This window comes from Alteribacillus sp. JSM 102045, assembly GCF_041949975.1.
In the GTDB taxonomy this organism is placed as follows: domain Bacteria; phylum Bacillota; class Bacilli; order Bacillales; family Marinococcaceae; genus Alteribacillus.
The window spans coordinates 1-13,379 of the sequence record NZ_JBHFQG010000016.1; the positions used below are offsets into that span (position 1 = coordinate 1).

Below are 13,379 nucleotides of genomic sequence, written 5' to 3' on the forward strand. Positions count from 1 at the left end.
GAATTCGCGGACCATTTGATCTAATTGATTTTCTAGATTATTTTGTCCTATACTAGTAGACATAGGTAGGGCATCTCCTCTCGAGTTGATTTGGTCGTTAATTCTGAGGATACCCTACCTCTTTTTTTGTCTCAAGGAACTTACACAAACTATCTTACGCTATCATTTTTATATAAAGTTTGATAAGAAATCTTCGATATAAATTAATATTCACTTCATAAAATTTTTTATTTTGTATAACAAAAAAGTATACCTATGGCCAAGGCATGCTGTTAAGGCATTAACTATTCCTCAATATGAATATCCCCACTGATTGATTCTATGTTGACAGAGACTTCTCCTTCTCCTTTTTGGCCAATTAAGCTCCTCTTTCCGCTTTTTTCTATATTATCTAATCTTACTTCATTTCTAATATCGCCGCTTACCACAGAAATATCTAACTTTAGCTCTTCCTCCTCTACCTTTAGATCCACATCCCCGGAAGTAACATTAATATGAACACCATTTTTCATTTTATCCCATTGTGCGTAGAGGTCGCCTGACGTTAGATCTGCATTAAGCGGTCCGGAATAGCGGTCTATTTTAATATCTCCTGAGATGGTATGCAGTGCTGCCTTTTCCACCTCTATTTCATTTAAAGTGAGATTCCCCGATTTTGCCGACATGTCTATCTCTTCTGCTTTTACATGTTTGATCCGGATATCGCCTGAAGCAATATCTGTTTGAAGGGATTTCAGCATTTTTTCTTCTTCATTTTCAAAACGAACGTTACTCGACCCTCCGTTTATCAAAAGGTGTCCATCAAATGTTTCTGGAATGGTAACCACCCAATTCGATCCTTTACCAAAAGAAAAAAAAGGAAACCAGCTTCGTTTGGACTGAGTAATTTTGAATTATCCCGGGTTACCTTCACATCTCTATTAATTTTACCTCCGGATGTGTTCACACTAACTGTGTCTTTTTCATGTGTTTTAATGATCAGATCGCTCGATATTACGTCCAGCTGAATAGTGTCTGCTCCTTGCAGCTCTTTTTCTGTATGTTGGTTAGAAACTCCAAGGCCCGGCACAAAATGGGCGGCATTTGCAAAAATTGTGCCTCCTAAGATAATAAGCCCTGTTAAAACAAGAATCACTCCTGCTAGCCTGCGCATGTTATTCCCTCTTTTTTATTTTCTAATTTGAAGAACTTATCACTGTAGAGTCAGCTTTTTTTCGCTTTACTTGTTTCCATGCCATGTATAAAACGAAACCAGCACAAGTTATTCCTATAAAAAATTGCAGCCAACCCGTTAAAATAAAGGAACCTGCCAGTATTAAGCCCAGTCCGGCTCCCACCATCATTCTAGATTGTTCTTTTTTCAGAAGTTTTGTTCCGGCATAAAAACTGAGCCCTGCTAATAGGAGGGTAAGAACAGGCATAAGACGATCTCCTAATACGATTAGTAAGGCCAGCAGTATAACAGCTCCTGCAAATATTTTATTCCGTTTCTTATTAAGCATGAATAATCCTCCTGTATCCTTTCATCTATGTAATTTTTATTTTATAGGGTAAGCTGCTTTTACACACCATAATCCAGGAGGATTTTTGATCCGTCTTAAGACGGAGGCAGATTTTCCAATTTTCCATATTTGATTGAAAGAGATTATCCTAGTATTATTATAAATAGTAGTTATTGCACTATTTTTCTGAACATACGCAGAATTAAAAAAGGTTAATATTTGGAGAGAGGAAGGAACGCAATGGAAAAAGGCAAAAAAGACTTGCGTATACGAAGTAAGGTAATTAGTGAAGGTGTCAATCGAGTACCAAACCGTTCTATGCTTCGTGCCGTTGGTTTTAAAGATGAAGACTTTAAAAAACCTATGGTGGGGGTTGCCAGCACCTGGAGTGAAGTCACCCCATGTAATGTACATATTGACAAGCTTGCTCGGGAAGCTAAGAGCGGAGCCGAAGAAAATGGCGGTGCTCCTCTTATTTTTAATACAATCACTGTTTCTGATGGCATTGCAATGGGGCACGAAGGAATGAGCTATTCTCTTCCCAGCCGTGAAATTATTGCCGACTCCATTGAAACTGTAGTTGGCGCAGAACGCCTGGACGGCTATGTTGCTATCGGCGGATGTGATAAAACAACACCTGGATGCATGATGGCGATCGGACGCATGAACCTTCCATCTGTATATATTTACGGCGGAACCATCCAGCCCGGCAAATTAAACGGAAATGACATTGATATTGTTTCTTCCTTTGAAGCAGTGGGACAACATCAACAAGGGATTATTGATGATGAAGAACTGCATCAAGTAGAATGTAATGCATGTCCTGGCGCAGGGGCATGTGGAGGTATGTATACAGCCAATACAATGGCTGCAGCGGTAGAAGCAATGGGGATGAGCATACCTGGCTCCTCTTCTACTCCGGCCGTATATGATTATAAAGAAATAGAAGCGAAAGAAGCTGGAGCCCTTGTGACGGAGCTGCTCGAAAAAGAAATTTACCCTCGGGATATCATGACAAAAGAAGCGTTTGAAAATGCAATTACTGTGGTTATGGCTCTCGGAGGTTCAACAAATGCCTTTTTACACCTTCTTGCGATTGCTCATTCTGCAGAAGTAGATTTAAGCTATGACGACTTTGAAAGAATTCGTAAAAAAGTCCCTCATATTGCTGACTTAAAACCAAGCGGAAAATATGTCATGCAGGATCTTTACCTTGCAGGCGGTGTTCCGGCAGTAATGAAGCTTTTGCTAGAAGAAGGACTTCTTCACGGAGACTGCCTCACGGTTACTGGAAAAACATTGGCAGAAAATCTTAAAGAAGCACCAAGTCTTAAAGAAGGACAGGATATTATTTATCCAATCAACAATCCAATCAAGCCAAACGGTCCTCTTGTCGTGTTAAAAGGTAATCTTGCGCCAGAAGGTGCGGTTGCAAAAATGTCCGGCCAGAAGATCAGCAGGTTTGAAGGAACTGCTAAAGTGTATGACAGTGAAGCATCAGCGACAGAGGCTATTACAAACAATGAAATCAAAGAAGGCGATGTCCTTGTTATCCGTAATGTTGGTCCTAAAGGCGGCCCTGGTATGCCTGAAATGCTTTCTGTTACGGCTATGATCGTCGGAAAAGGACTTGGCGGTAAAGTCGCTCTTATCACAGACGGCCGCTTCTCCGGAGGTTCACACGGCTTTGTTATCGGCCACGTTGCCCCCGAAGCAGCAGCCGGCGGCCCAATCGGTCTGCTTCAAACCGGGGACAAGGTTACGATCGACAGCGACACCCAGGAAATTAATTTTGAGGTCTCTGATGAAGAGCTTGATAAACGCGCCCGCGAATGGAATGCTCCTGAACCAAGATACAAAACCGGTTCCCTTGCTAAATATGCAAAATTAGTTGCCTCGAGTGCAAGAGGTGCTGTTACAGATGATAATTTAGACTAAGAAATCAAGCTTGGGATTTTTAAATCCCAAGCTGTTTTTAATTTACAGCAGGCTCTTTTTCTCTTTCCGATGACGGCTTGATGGCTGCAAAAGTAAGCAAAACTGCAACTGCACTCACCCCGGCTAAAATATAATAAATCAGCGAAGCTTCATACTTCATTAATAAGGCCACTACAGGCGGTCCAGCGGCTACTCCTACAAAACGCATGCTGCTGTAAAATGATGTTATAGAGCCCCGCTCTTCTTTTTTGATCCCTTCTGTAATGAGGGCATCTAAACAAGGCAATGATAGTCCAATTCCTATTCCTGCTAAGGATAACAACAGAGTAAACATAAATAAGTTCATATCTTCTCTTACAAAAAATAATGAAACAGCAGCTGTACCGTTTCCCACTAAAATAAACCATTTCATGCGAATTTTATCTTCTCCGATAATTTTTCCGCTCGAAAAAGAAGCAATGCATAAAAATAATAAGGGAATGGCTAATATTAGGCCTTTTCTATACCCATTAATATTAAATTTTTCTTCCAACAAAGAGGAGAAATGGAATAAAATACCAAATAACACTAACATTAAAATACAGCCTATAAAAAACACAGCAAAAAGCCAACGGCCGTTATCGTGAAACGTTTTTTTTATCCCTAGCAAAAATTCGTGAAAAGAAGGGTTGCTTTTTTCCTCTGTTTTTTCTTTTTTAGGAGTTTTCACCAAAAATAATACTAACAGCATAGATACAAAAGATAATATTGGGATCGCTATAAAGGGCATATACCAAATGACAACCGCTAATAAAGCTCCTAATATTGGACTTAGTACTTTGCCTAGAGTATTGGCGGTTTCAATAACCCCCAGTCCCTGGCTTACCTGCTCTTCTTCTTTAAACATATCCCCTACAGTTGGCAATACAACAGGAAAAGCGCCAGAAGCTCCCACTCCCTGTAAAAACCGTCCAATCATAATTACAGCATATGGATTTTTCATCTGCCACGCCGCATAGGCCGATAAAGCTCCACCCGCCCCGACTATAATAAGACTGGGAATAATAACTTTTTTTCTTCCGATTCTATCTGATAAATATCCCGAAACTGGAATCAAAATAATCGCTATAAAGGAGTAAATCGAAATAATTAAGCTGGATTGAAAAGCAGTAATATTGATTTCTTTTTCAATTAACGGCAGCACTGGAATCAGCATTGAATTCCCTAATGTCATCATTAATGGAATAGATGCTAATGCTAATAAGTCCCATCTTTTTTGCTCCATTTTGCTCCCCCGTTTAATTTACTTATGTTTGTACTCATAAATGTAAAGGTAGTATTCGTTTCCTGCTCCGTTATTATCCTTCAAGTTTTTTACATTTTTGTAACCACATAAACGTTTTAATGATTTTTCATTTTACGTTCATAATAAGAACATGCAGGGGAAAAAACAGATGTTTCGCTTGCTTTTACGATTGTAATATTTATTCTCGGACTCTCAGCTGCGTTTTTCGGAAAGTTTGTAGAAAAAAAGGGACCGCGCATCTCTGCTATTATTGCGCCGTATTATTTGGCATTGGAACGATTGGAGCAGGATTTGCGGTGCAAATGGAAAATTATATCACTTTTCTTGCTTTTTTTGGGGTTATAGGCGGATTTGGCCTTGGCTATGGCTACATTGCACCTGTCTCTACTCTTGTGAAATGATTTCCTGACCGAAGAGGTCTTGCAACTGGAATGGTTGTCATGGGGTTTGGAACAGGCGCTCTTATCTAAGTCATGCAAATCAATTAATGACAAACTTATCGATCCCGATGACTTTTTATATCCTTGGCGTTTCTTATTTTCTTCTTATGCTGCTTGGAGGATTATATTTCTAAACCTCCTGAAGACTGATGGAGAGTCAACAGAAGAGGACGAAGAACATGAAGGAGATTTGGCTTATCTGAAAGCAAATGATGCAGTAAAAATACGTTTTTGGCTGTTATGGGGCATGATGTTTATTGATATTTCTGCTGGTATCATGCTTTTATCGGTGGCTTCTCCAATGTCTCAAGAAATTACCGGAGCAAGAGCTGCCACTATTGTCGGAGTAATGGGGTTATTTAACGGTGCAGGCAGGATTGCATGGGCTTCTGATTATATAGGCCGTCCCAATACTATCTCATTTTCTTCATTTTTCAAGTGGCTGCTTTCTTTTTACTGTCTTACAAATGTTATATTATTCTCTACCCTCCTTGTTCTCATTATATCGTATTATGGAGGAGGATTTGCCTGTTTACCCGCTGGTCGCTTGCCGGGGTAGTTGGACCAATGATTGTTTCTACTGTTTATGAATTTACAGGAAGCTACAGCACTACATTTTTTGTGTTTGTCGGCTTTTTAATCGCAGCTCTCGTTCTGTCTATCCTGATGAAAAGAAATATCGCTAAAATTCGAGAAGGAAAAGGAGAGCAGGTAGAACCTGAATTGTCACCCCAATAATGTGAGAGGACATTGGTTCCTTTAAGGAGGTTTACCGAGTAAAAAAAGGATAATTATCGCAGTTAACAAAACTCTTGTCTGTGAGACCTCGCAAATTCTAGAGGCACCTCTGTCTGTTACGATTGAAAGAAGCCGCACTCTCTTTGAGGCGGCTTCTTTCATATTCTTTATTCTGATGGTGAACCGGAGCGATCCTGTAAACACGTCTCGCATATTCCAAGTATCTCATATGTCTTTTCTTCTTCTTCATCTTCCCGCAATTCTTTGTGTCCGCATATCTCACACATTTTTGCCATTATAACTCCTCCATGTCCGTTTTTGAAGCAGTATCTGTTATGTCATATCCGCTATCACGAACTGCTGCTTGGAAGTCTATAAATGAAGCAGCTTTTTCATCAAACGAAACAACTGCTTCACCTTTTTCCGGGTTAACATGAACATTACGTACTCCCCATACATCAAGCAGTACTTCATTGATTCGTTCTTTATCTTCGCTGGTTATATTTTTGATCGAAATAGTATGCGTAATCAACATTATCACCTTCCTGTTTAATGGGGTTTCTTCTTTCCCATTTCTTCTCCCATACCGTTTAAAAAAGCTGTCAAATAGGAAAGTGCTGTCATGACGTGAGGGTCCCGCATCGTTTTAAACATTTTCCACATGCTGATTTCCTCATCTTTTTCCGTTTCTTTTGACATTCTCTCCATTCCGTGTATTACACCATTCATCATTTTTTCTAATTCTTCAGGTTCTATTTTTCCTACAAATTCAATGGCGTGGAACCCGTTTTTAATAAGATGGTGCATACTTGGCTGATTGACTTTTTCTATGCTTATTGATCCGATTTTTTCCCTCATTCTGAGTAATCCTTTAGCCATATCCAGTATGCCCGCCTGCTGCAGTTCTTCTATAATTTCTAAAGTCGTTTGGATGGATTCATGGTTATCCGTAATTTGTTTTAACAGGTCTTTTTGAATCTGCTGATCCTTTTCTTCTTCTGTTTTTTCTTGAATATTAATTTGCGTGATTGCTTTCGCCATCTATGATGTCCTCCTTCTCCACAACCTCTGGCACAGAAGTAAAATCATCCCTTTTCCATTTTTTCTCCACCTCTACACCGATATGAGGCTGCGGATTTCCAAAACGGAAATTAACAGATGGAAGTGGGGATTCACCGTCCGATTCCAGTACTTCCATCTTCACTTGCATTTCTTTATAGTTCGGTGTGTGTGTATCTTTATCATGGTAACTGCTCGTCAGCTTATTAACGGCTTGTATTTCTTCTATTGTATTCATCGGCAGATACAGTTCATTTCCTTTTACTCTATCTGTAACCAGAACTCTAACTTTTACCTTGCCATAAGGCGATGTCAAGCGGACAAGTGCACCAGTTTTTATCTTTCTTTCTTCAGCGAGTTCATGAGATACTTCAAGCCAAGGGTTTGGAGCTTTGTGTGTGATGCCTTCTGATTTATTCGTCATATTGCCTTCGTGGAACTGTTCAAGCAGACGTCCATTGTTAAGATGTAAGTCATATTCAACTCCGGCTTCAAACGGTTCGCTCCAGTCTACTGGGAACAGACGGGCTTTGCCATCAGGAAATCCAAATGACTCTTTATACAAAAGCGGAGTATCCTTGCCGTTTTCATCCACCGGCCAGAGCTGGCTTTCCCAATTCTCCAAACGTTTATAGCTAACTCCTGCAAAAGCTGGAGCCAGTTTTGCTGCTTCATCCATAATTTCTGCCGGACTGTCATAATACCAATTGGCTCCGCACTTATTAGCAAGTTCCTGGAAGATCTCCCAGTCCGGCTTGCTGTTACCCAGTGGTTCAAATACTTTGTAAAAACGCTGGATCCGTCTTTCCGTGTTTGTAAACGTTCCTTCTTTTTCCAAGCTTGGGGCAGCTGGAAGGACAACATCGGCATATTGAGCAGTTTTAGAGAAAAAGATATCTTGTACAACGAAGAATTCCAGCTTTTCAAAAGCTTGATGAACGTAATTAATATTCGAATCCACTAAGGCCATTTCTTCTCCAAATAAATACATTGCTTTTACTTTTTTATCATCAATTGCTTCTACTATTTGGTGATTGTTCAAGCCGGGCTCTTTTGGAATTTCAGTTTGCCATGCTTGTTCATAACGCTGCCGGACTTCTTTATTTTCTACTGGCTCATATCCTGGAAAAAAGTTAGGCATCGTGCCAAAATCGCTGGCTCCCTGCACATTGTTATGCCCGCGCAGCGGATAGGCTCCGGTTCCTTCTTTTCCGAAGTTTCCTGTTACTAACAGCAGATTTGCCATGGCTGTACTTGTATCAGTGCCACCGATATGCTGGGTCACTCCCATTGCCCAAAGAATACATGTACCTTTAGATTCGTGAATCATTTTTGCAACAGCAATCATATTTTCCTTAGAAAGACCTGTTATTTCTGCAGCATAATCCATTGTATATTTTTCCAGCGATTTTTTATATTCTTCTACATTATTCACGCGGTTCTTTAAGAATTCGCTGTCTTCCCAGCCTTGATCAAATATATATTTTGTAACAGCAGAGATCCAGACAAGGTCTGTGCCAGGCTTTGGATGAATATGATAATCGGCTCGTTCCGCTAATTCATTTTTTCTTAAATCAGCGACGATTAATTTTTGATCATGCAGCTTGTTTGCCCGTTTAATCCGAGTTGCAAGCACAGGGTGAGACTCTGATGGATTCGCTCCTACTACAATGACAAGACTAGCGTTAGCGATATCTTTTATCGTACCTGAATCCCCGCCGATGCCAACTGTACGCATAAGGCCTGCTGAAGCCGGAGTTTGGCAATACCTTGAACAATTATCTACGTTATTTGTTTGAAATACAGAGCGGGCCAGCTTTTGAAATATATAATTTTCTTCATTTGAACATTTGGATGACGCAACAAAACCAAGTGCATCTGCTCCATGGTGTCTTTTTATGGTTTGAAATTTCTCCGCTATTAAAGAGAGAGCTTCATCCCATGTAGCTTCTACAAAGGAATCGTTTTTTCTTATAAGCGGAGTGGTGAGTCTCTCGTCGCTGTTAACGAAATCCCAGCCGAACTTTCCTTTCACACACGTTGATATCCCATTCGCCGGTGCGTCTGGCTGCGGCTGAATTTTTAATATGTCTCTATCTTTTGTCCATACTTCAAAACTGCACCCAACACCGCAATACGTACAGACCGTTTTCGTCCGTTCGATTCTATCTTCACGCATCGATGCTTCTACGTTCGATATCGTAAAAATCCCCTGATAACCTGGCTCCACTTCTTTCGTTAGGTCAATCATCGGCTCCAATATGTTTTTTGGAATGTTGGTCATATAGCCCGCTTCGCCAAGCATTGATTTTTCCATTAGTGCATTACACGGACAGACCGTTACACAATGTCCGCAAGACACGCACGACGACTCATCAATAGGAACATCATTATCCCATATAACACGCGGTTCTTTTCTTTCCCAATCAATACTCAATACTTCGCTGACTTGAAGATCCTGACAAGCTTCTACACAAAGCCCGCATAAGATGCACTGATCAGGTTCGTAACGGTAATTCGGATGTGTATTATCCGGCGGATATGGTTTTGGGGTGAATTCATATTTTTGGTGGTCGACCTGCAAGTGCTCGGCTGTATTATGCACTTCACAATTTCCGTTATTATTATCACAAACGGTGCAGTAGAGTTCATGATTTTTTAGAATTTGGGACATGCCCTCGAGCTGTGCTGCTTTAGCTTTTTCTGACTCAGAATTAACCTTCATACCCGATTTTACTTCCGTCGTACAGGAACGCTGTAAGTCACCATCCACTTCTACATAACAAGTATCACACGTTTTTATCATTCCTACGCCAAGATCCGGCTGAGACGAACAAATGCCCGGCATAAAAATGTCTTTATCCCTGCACGCTTCAAAAATAGTGCGGCCGGCCTTTGTTTCTATTTTCTCCCCGTTAAACTGAAAGGTAACCTGCTTTTCTTCCATCCTTACCACCTGCAATATTTTGACTTTATGTATAGTTATTTACAAAAAATAATCTTTATATAAGAAAAACTTGGCTCTCGTTAAAATTTTTATACATTTTTATAACGCAAAAAAGCCTGGAAAGGTTATCCCAGGCATTATAACTTTTTATATTGGATTTGAACGCTGCGGCAGCCACTCGGCAAGAAAGTCCGGCAGCCCTCTATTTGCTGCCAATGTGGCGTGTCCTCCTTCCACCAGCTTAAATTTTTTATCTGCACTAGAAACCGCATCAATGGCTGACACGCTCAATTCTTTTGGTACTAACGGATCAAAAGCAGTAGACACTACTAATAAATTTGAGGTGATATTGGAAAGACTTGCTGGTTTTTGCCGTAAAAATAAATTTCCTTGAATGAGTTTGTTTTCTTTTCCGAGATCAGTGATTAATTGTTTTAGTGCTGCCCCCGAAAATGGAATATGATTCTTCGTCCAATGATTAAAGCGTCTCCATTTGTCTACGTAATCTTTGTCATCTGCCCGCTGTATAAGGGAAGCATAATGGCTGATATTAACCGGGTAGGAAGCCATACGCATACCAGCCTCTATAAAACACGCCGGTATAACTCCATACACGTCCAATATTTCATTAAACGTTAATGTTCCTTCTCTTAATTGTTCTACCCATTTATCAAAAACAGGCGAATCAGTAAGATCGATGGGGGCCACCGAAAGAATAAGGTTTTTAATAGGTTCTTCTGCCACAGCAGTGTATATTGCTGCCAGAGTACCTCCTAAACAGTATCCAATCACAGTGATTTCATTTACACCTGAATGACGTAATGCTTTTTGAACAGATTTTTGAATATAGTCAAAAACATAATCGTCAATCGTTATATCTTTATCTTCGTATCCAGGTATGCCAAAATCAAGCAAATATACATCAAAGCCTTCATTTATAAAAGCTTCTATCATGCTCATACCAGGAGCTAAATCAAGAATAAACGGTTTGTTGACTAAAGAATAGACTAAAAACAAAGGAGTGTTGTATTTTTTTTCGGGTGCTTCATAGTACCATAAGGCTGCTTTATTTTTCTTCCAGATAGCTGTTCGAGGAGTGACCCCCATTTCTGGTAGAGGTTCTGTGATTACGCTTTTAATCCCTTCCCATCGTTGTTTCTCTTTTTCCCCATCTGTTGAGAGGTATGCTTTATTTTTCATCATCGTTTTTTTCCTTTTTTGATGAATTAGTATCTAGGTCTGAAATGATAGTAGGTGTTAAAAGAAGGCTTAAGTTCAACAGTTTTTCTAAAGACTGTCCTGTTTTATCCGTATTGCTTAATTTATTTAATTCCTGTCTTAATTTATTCCCCCTTGTACTTGAGCCACTATTTTTTTCTGCGGACGTTTCTTTGAGGGACTGTACTTTTGCTTGATTTTGCTCTTCCTTTTTTTCTGAACTATGGTCTTGCTCTAGACGTTCTTTCAAGCCATCAATTTTTTCTTCCAGTGCGTCTACCTTTTCTTCTAATTGAATGACCAGTTTAGCTATATTTGCTACATCATTTTTCGTTGGGATATTTAAAGGGGCGGATAAGATTTCACTGTAATCTTGAAGAGTCCGCAAAAAGGAAGCATGTTTTTGAATTGTTGTGCTTGCAGATTTTGCGATCTCATCTTTATTTAATTCCTGCTGTATTAAATTATTTATATTTTTTTCCAGTACAAATGCTAATTCTTTTATATCCTTATAGGAATCTGACATAACATCCCGCCTTTCGAAAGTGAAAATGCCAATGTTCCCTATAGTATAAACAAGCATTCACTGATATGTGATAGAATTAATAGATTTGCCCGTGCCCCTTTTACATAAGGGATTTTTATAGGGAACAGGTATACTTTTCATAACTTTCTAGCAGGCTATATATAACTGCCGTTTCCTTTTGTTGTTTCTATTAGTAGGATACAAGCATTGCTGGACCAAGAAAGGAGGCACATGATGACTGAGAAACAAGTAGAATATACGTTTGACCTTTTTGGATATTCAGATCTTTACAAAAAGCTTCGTTATCCGCTCGAAGTCTCAGGGGAATTTAAGGACGTGGATATAGAAATTCTGGAATCATTTTTGGATCGGTATTCTTTTGATAATAGTGATAAGGTATTATTTGATGATTTTATCCATCATTTTAGAGTGTTTAAAAAAATTTATGAAAACAATGATCTTCCTTATAGACCGTGGTAAAACGATGAAAATGAAGAGCTTGTCTCATTCAAGCTCTTCAATCAGCTTTAAGGAGTGCCCGCTTCATTTTCTTCATATGCAATGAGAATGATATCTTGGTTGGCAGACTCACGCAGTTCATTTTCTAGTGCCTTTAACCGTTCTAATTGTGCTGGTTCAAGGTCAGCTGCAGCATAGCCTTCATACTTTTCATCTGGTGTCATATAAATTTCCTCCTTTTAAGCTTTAAGGTATACGTAATTATATTTATTTATTCAATTTCTTAGGAATACTCGGCTTTAATCAACCAAGCTAAAAAAGAAGAGTGCCAGCTTCGACACTCTTCTTCTGGTCCTTTATGCTTTTTCTACCACATAAGCTTTCTTTTCTCTCTAAATATTTTTCTCCATCTTCAGAGGAATGCTCAAAAAAGCCTTCAAATTCATGCGTAACTAAAATTTACGGTCTGGATCAGTAAATAGCTGGTTTTCATTCGTGGACAGGAGTACAGCGTCTGTTGTGGTGACATAACTGTCAAGATCCTTTGCCTTATATTGTGTGCCCGGTTTTAACGTATTTAACCCTGGCTTAGACATCGTATCTCCTCCCATTGTAATTGTTTACAGTGATCTTTCCCGAAACTATCCGCAGTATAACGTTTAGAAAATAATTTGTTTGGCAGCATTAAAAAAGAAACCGTCCAATAGACGGTTCTCCCTTTTATTTTTTTTCATTTAACTGTTGTTCAGCCATTTTCACGAGTTCCCTTACCATTTTCCCTCCGATATTTCCACCGACTTTTCCTGCTTCTTTCGCTTTTATTTCCCCATTGTAGCCGTTTTGTAAAGGCACTCCATGCTCTTCAGCTGTTTCAAATTTGGCATCAGCAGCATTGTTGGTGTTTGATACTCTTGCTTTTAATTCATCTAATTGTTGTCTCGCTTTAGGCACGAGAATTTTGTTCCTTCTCCCCATCTTACTTTCCCTCTCTCTTATTTGAGTTTGTTCCTTTTCAATTCTTTTCCTTCATGTGATGCTAAATTACCATTTTCATCCACCTCATCAATTGTCCCGTCAATTGTACCCTCAGTGTACGTATCAGATACCTGTTCATGGGTAGAAGCTAATCCTTTAGAGTCTGGCTCACTGCTTGAATAATCTGACGGATCGTATGTTTTATCAGCATTTTTCATCGATTGCTGTCTGTTTTTATTCATTCTAAAACTCCTCTTCCTATTTTACGATTAATATGTGTGTATCCAGCTAT

18 protein-coding genes are annotated in these 13,379 nt (G+C 39.4%); 4 read left to right on the top strand and 14 right to left on the bottom strand.

The window, feature by feature from the left end; all coding sequences use genetic code 11:
* Positions 1–284 precede the first annotated feature (284 nt).
* From ACE1TI_RS11825 to ACE1TI_RS11835, 3 genes are read right to left on the bottom strand one after another with little or no spacing between them, the layout of a single operon-like run.
* On the bottom strand, positions 285–887 hold the full coding sequence (locus ACE1TI_RS11825) for a DUF4097 family beta strand repeat-containing protein (RefSeq protein ID WP_483860648.1): 603 nt from the start codon (positions 885–887) through the stop codon (positions 285–287).
* Positions 788–1,153: a hypothetical protein gene (locus tag ACE1TI_RS11830; protein WP_375007776.1), complete on the bottom strand. Its 366-nt coding sequence runs from the start codon at positions 1,151–1,153 to the stop codon at positions 788–790. The genes ACE1TI_RS11825 and ACE1TI_RS11830 overlap by 100 nt, the downstream gene beginning before the upstream one ends.
* A gap of 22 nt (positions 1,154–1,175) precedes the next feature.
* Positions 1,176–1,502 (bottom strand): hypothetical protein, encoded by a 327-nt coding sequence (locus ACE1TI_RS11835; protein ID WP_375007777.1) that lies wholly within the window; start codon positions 1,500–1,502, stop codon positions 1,176–1,178.
* A gap of 240 nt (positions 1,503–1,742) precedes the next feature.
* On the opposite strand from ACE1TI_RS11835, the gene ilvD reads away from it, so the two are divergent.
* Entirely contained in the window at positions 1,743–3,440 is a 1,698-nt protein-coding gene (gene ilvD, locus ACE1TI_RS11840) for a dihydroxy-acid dehydratase (protein WP_375007778.1), read from the top strand.
* Positions 3,441–3,477: 37 nt separating this feature from the next.
* Here the strand turns inward: ilvD and bcbE are convergent, their stop codons facing one another.
* Complete coding sequence (bcbE, locus tag ACE1TI_RS11845; RefSeq protein WP_375007779.1) at positions 3,478–4,704, bottom strand: bacillibactin exporter BcbE; 1,227 nt, start codon at positions 4,702–4,704, stop codon at positions 3,478–3,480.
* A gap of 441 nt (positions 4,705–5,145) precedes the next feature.
* On the opposite strand from bcbE, the gene ACE1TI_RS11850 reads away from it, so the two are divergent.
* Positions 5,146–5,724, top strand: coding sequence for an MFS transporter (locus ACE1TI_RS11850; protein ID WP_375007780.1), 579 nt, complete (start codon positions 5,146–5,148; stop codon positions 5,722–5,724).
* Between the two features lie 8 nt (positions 5,725–5,732).
* Entirely contained in the window at positions 5,733–5,903 is a 171-nt protein-coding gene (locus ACE1TI_RS11855; protein WP_375007781.1) for an LPXTG cell wall anchor domain-containing protein, read from the top strand.
* Between the two features lie 167 nt (positions 5,904–6,070).
* Here the strand turns inward: ACE1TI_RS11855 and ACE1TI_RS11860 are convergent, their stop codons facing one another.
* The 6 genes from ACE1TI_RS11860 to ACE1TI_RS11885 all read right to left on the bottom strand — a co-directional run bounded on the left by ACE1TI_RS11860 (position 6,071) and on the right by ACE1TI_RS11885 (position 11,653).
* Positions 6,071–6,199, bottom strand: coding sequence for a hypothetical protein (locus ACE1TI_RS11860; protein WP_375007782.1), 129 nt, complete (start codon positions 6,197–6,199; stop codon positions 6,071–6,073).
* Positions 6,199–6,438, bottom strand: coding sequence for a heavy-metal-associated domain-containing protein (locus ACE1TI_RS11865; RefSeq protein ID WP_375007783.1), 240 nt, complete (start codon positions 6,436–6,438; stop codon positions 6,199–6,201). Before ACE1TI_RS11865 ends, ACE1TI_RS11860 begins: the two co-directional genes overlap by 1 nt.
* Positions 6,439–6,452: 14 nt before the next feature.
* Positions 6,453–6,944 (bottom strand): helical membrane plugin domain-containing protein, encoded by a 492-nt coding sequence (locus ACE1TI_RS11870; RefSeq protein WP_375007784.1) that lies wholly within the window; start codon positions 6,942–6,944, stop codon positions 6,453–6,455.
* Positions 6,919–9,909 (bottom strand): formate dehydrogenase subunit alpha, encoded by a 2,991-nt coding sequence (gene fdhF, locus ACE1TI_RS11875; RefSeq protein WP_375007785.1) that lies wholly within the window; start codon positions 9,907–9,909, stop codon positions 6,919–6,921. The genes ACE1TI_RS11870 and fdhF overlap by 26 nt, the downstream gene beginning before the upstream one ends.
* 147 nt (positions 9,910–10,056) lie before the next feature.
* Positions 10,057–11,112, bottom strand: a complete 1,056-nt coding sequence (locus ACE1TI_RS11880; protein WP_375007786.1) for an alpha/beta fold hydrolase — start codon at positions 11,110–11,112, stop codon at positions 10,057–10,059.
* Positions 11,099–11,653 (bottom strand): hypothetical protein, encoded by a 555-nt coding sequence (locus tag ACE1TI_RS11885; RefSeq protein ID WP_375007787.1) that lies wholly within the window; start codon positions 11,651–11,653, stop codon positions 11,099–11,101. Before ACE1TI_RS11885 ends, ACE1TI_RS11880 begins: the two co-directional genes overlap by 14 nt.
* A gap of 234 nt (positions 11,654–11,887) precedes the next feature.
* Between ACE1TI_RS11885 and ACE1TI_RS11890 the strand changes: the two genes are divergently transcribed.
* On the top strand, positions 11,888–12,133 hold the full coding sequence (locus ACE1TI_RS11890; RefSeq protein WP_375007788.1) for a hypothetical protein: 246 nt from the start codon (positions 11,888–11,890) through the stop codon (positions 12,131–12,133).
* Between the two features lie 47 nt (positions 12,134–12,180).
* On the opposite strand, the gene ACE1TI_RS11895 is transcribed toward ACE1TI_RS11890, so the two are convergent.
* From ACE1TI_RS11895 to ACE1TI_RS11910, 4 genes are all read right to left on the bottom strand, one after another.
* On the bottom strand, positions 12,181–12,336 hold the full coding sequence (locus ACE1TI_RS11895; protein WP_375007789.1) for a hypothetical protein: 156 nt from the start codon (positions 12,334–12,336) through the stop codon (positions 12,181–12,183).
* 228 nt (positions 12,337–12,564) lie between these two features.
* The gene (locus tag ACE1TI_RS11900; RefSeq protein WP_375007790.1) at positions 12,565–12,708 is read right to left on the bottom strand and encodes a hypothetical protein; all 144 of its coding nucleotides are present in this window, start codon (positions 12,706–12,708) and stop codon (positions 12,565–12,567) included.
* A gap of 124 nt (positions 12,709–12,832) precedes the next feature.
* A complete protein-coding gene (locus ACE1TI_RS11905; RefSeq protein WP_375007791.1) occupies positions 12,833–13,087 on the bottom strand; it encodes an alpha/beta-type small acid-soluble spore protein in 255 nt (84 codons plus the stop codon).
* A gap of 17 nt (positions 13,088–13,104) precedes the next feature.
* Positions 13,105–13,329, bottom strand: a complete 225-nt coding sequence (locus ACE1TI_RS11910; protein ID WP_375007792.1) for a YozQ family protein — start codon at positions 13,327–13,329, stop codon at positions 13,105–13,107.
* Positions 13,330–13,379: the final 50 nt, after the last annotated feature.

Excerpts from the sequence above, each read along its gene's own strand:
- ACE1TI_RS11860 (WP_375007782.1), bottom strand. The coding sequence starts at position 6,199 with ATGGCAAAAATGTGTGAGATATGCGGACACAAAGAATTGCGGGAAGAT.
- ACE1TI_RS11885 (WP_375007787.1), bottom strand. The coding sequence starts at position 11,653 with ATGTCAGATTCCTATAAGGATATAAAAGAATTAGCATTTGTACTGGAA.
- ACE1TI_RS11830 (WP_375007776.1), bottom strand. The coding sequence starts at position 1,153 with ATGCGCAGGCTAGCAGGAGTGATTCTTGTTTTAACAGGGCTTATTATC.
- ACE1TI_RS11870 (WP_375007784.1), bottom strand. The coding sequence starts at position 6,944 with ATGGCGAAAGCAATCACGCAAATTAATATTCAAGAAAAAACAGAAGAA.
- ACE1TI_RS11895 (WP_375007789.1), bottom strand. The coding sequence starts at position 12,336 with ATGACACCAGATGAAAAGTATGAAGGCTATGCTGCAGCTGACCTTGAA.
- fdhF (WP_375007785.1), bottom strand. The coding sequence starts at position 9,909 with ATGGAAGAAAAGCAGGTTACCTTTCAGTTTAACGGGGAGAAAATAGAA.
- ACE1TI_RS11900 (WP_375007790.1), bottom strand. The coding sequence starts at position 12,708 with ATGTCTAAGCCAGGGTTAAATACGTTAAAACCGGGCACACAATATAAG.
- ACE1TI_RS11910 (WP_375007792.1), bottom strand. The coding sequence starts at position 13,329 with ATGAATAAAAACAGACAGCAATCGATGAAAAATGCTGATAAAACATAC.
- ilvD (WP_375007778.1), top strand. The coding sequence starts at position 1,743 with ATGGAAAAAGGCAAAAAAGACTTGCGTATACGAAGTAAGGTAATTAGT.
- ACE1TI_RS11865 (WP_375007783.1), bottom strand. The coding sequence starts at position 6,438 with ATGTTGATTACGCATACTATTTCGATCAAAAATATAACCAGCGAAGAT.
- ACE1TI_RS11905 (WP_375007791.1), bottom strand. The coding sequence starts at position 13,087 with ATGGGGAGAAGGAACAAAATTCTCGTGCCTAAAGCGAGACAACAATTA.
- ACE1TI_RS11835 (WP_375007777.1), bottom strand. The coding sequence starts at position 1,502 with ATGCTTAATAAGAAACGGAATAAAATATTTGCAGGAGCTGTTATACTG.
- ACE1TI_RS11855 (WP_375007781.1), top strand. The coding sequence starts at position 5,733 with ATGATTGTTTCTACTGTTTATGAATTTACAGGAAGCTACAGCACTACA.
- ACE1TI_RS11890 (WP_375007788.1), top strand. The coding sequence starts at position 11,888 with ATGACTGAGAAACAAGTAGAATATACGTTTGACCTTTTTGGATATTCA.
- bcbE (WP_375007779.1), bottom strand. The coding sequence starts at position 4,704 with ATGGAGCAAAAAAGATGGGACTTATTAGCATTAGCATCTATTCCATTA.
- ACE1TI_RS11880 (WP_375007786.1), bottom strand. The coding sequence starts at position 11,112 with ATGATGAAAAATAAAGCATACCTCTCAACAGATGGGGAAAAAGAGAAA.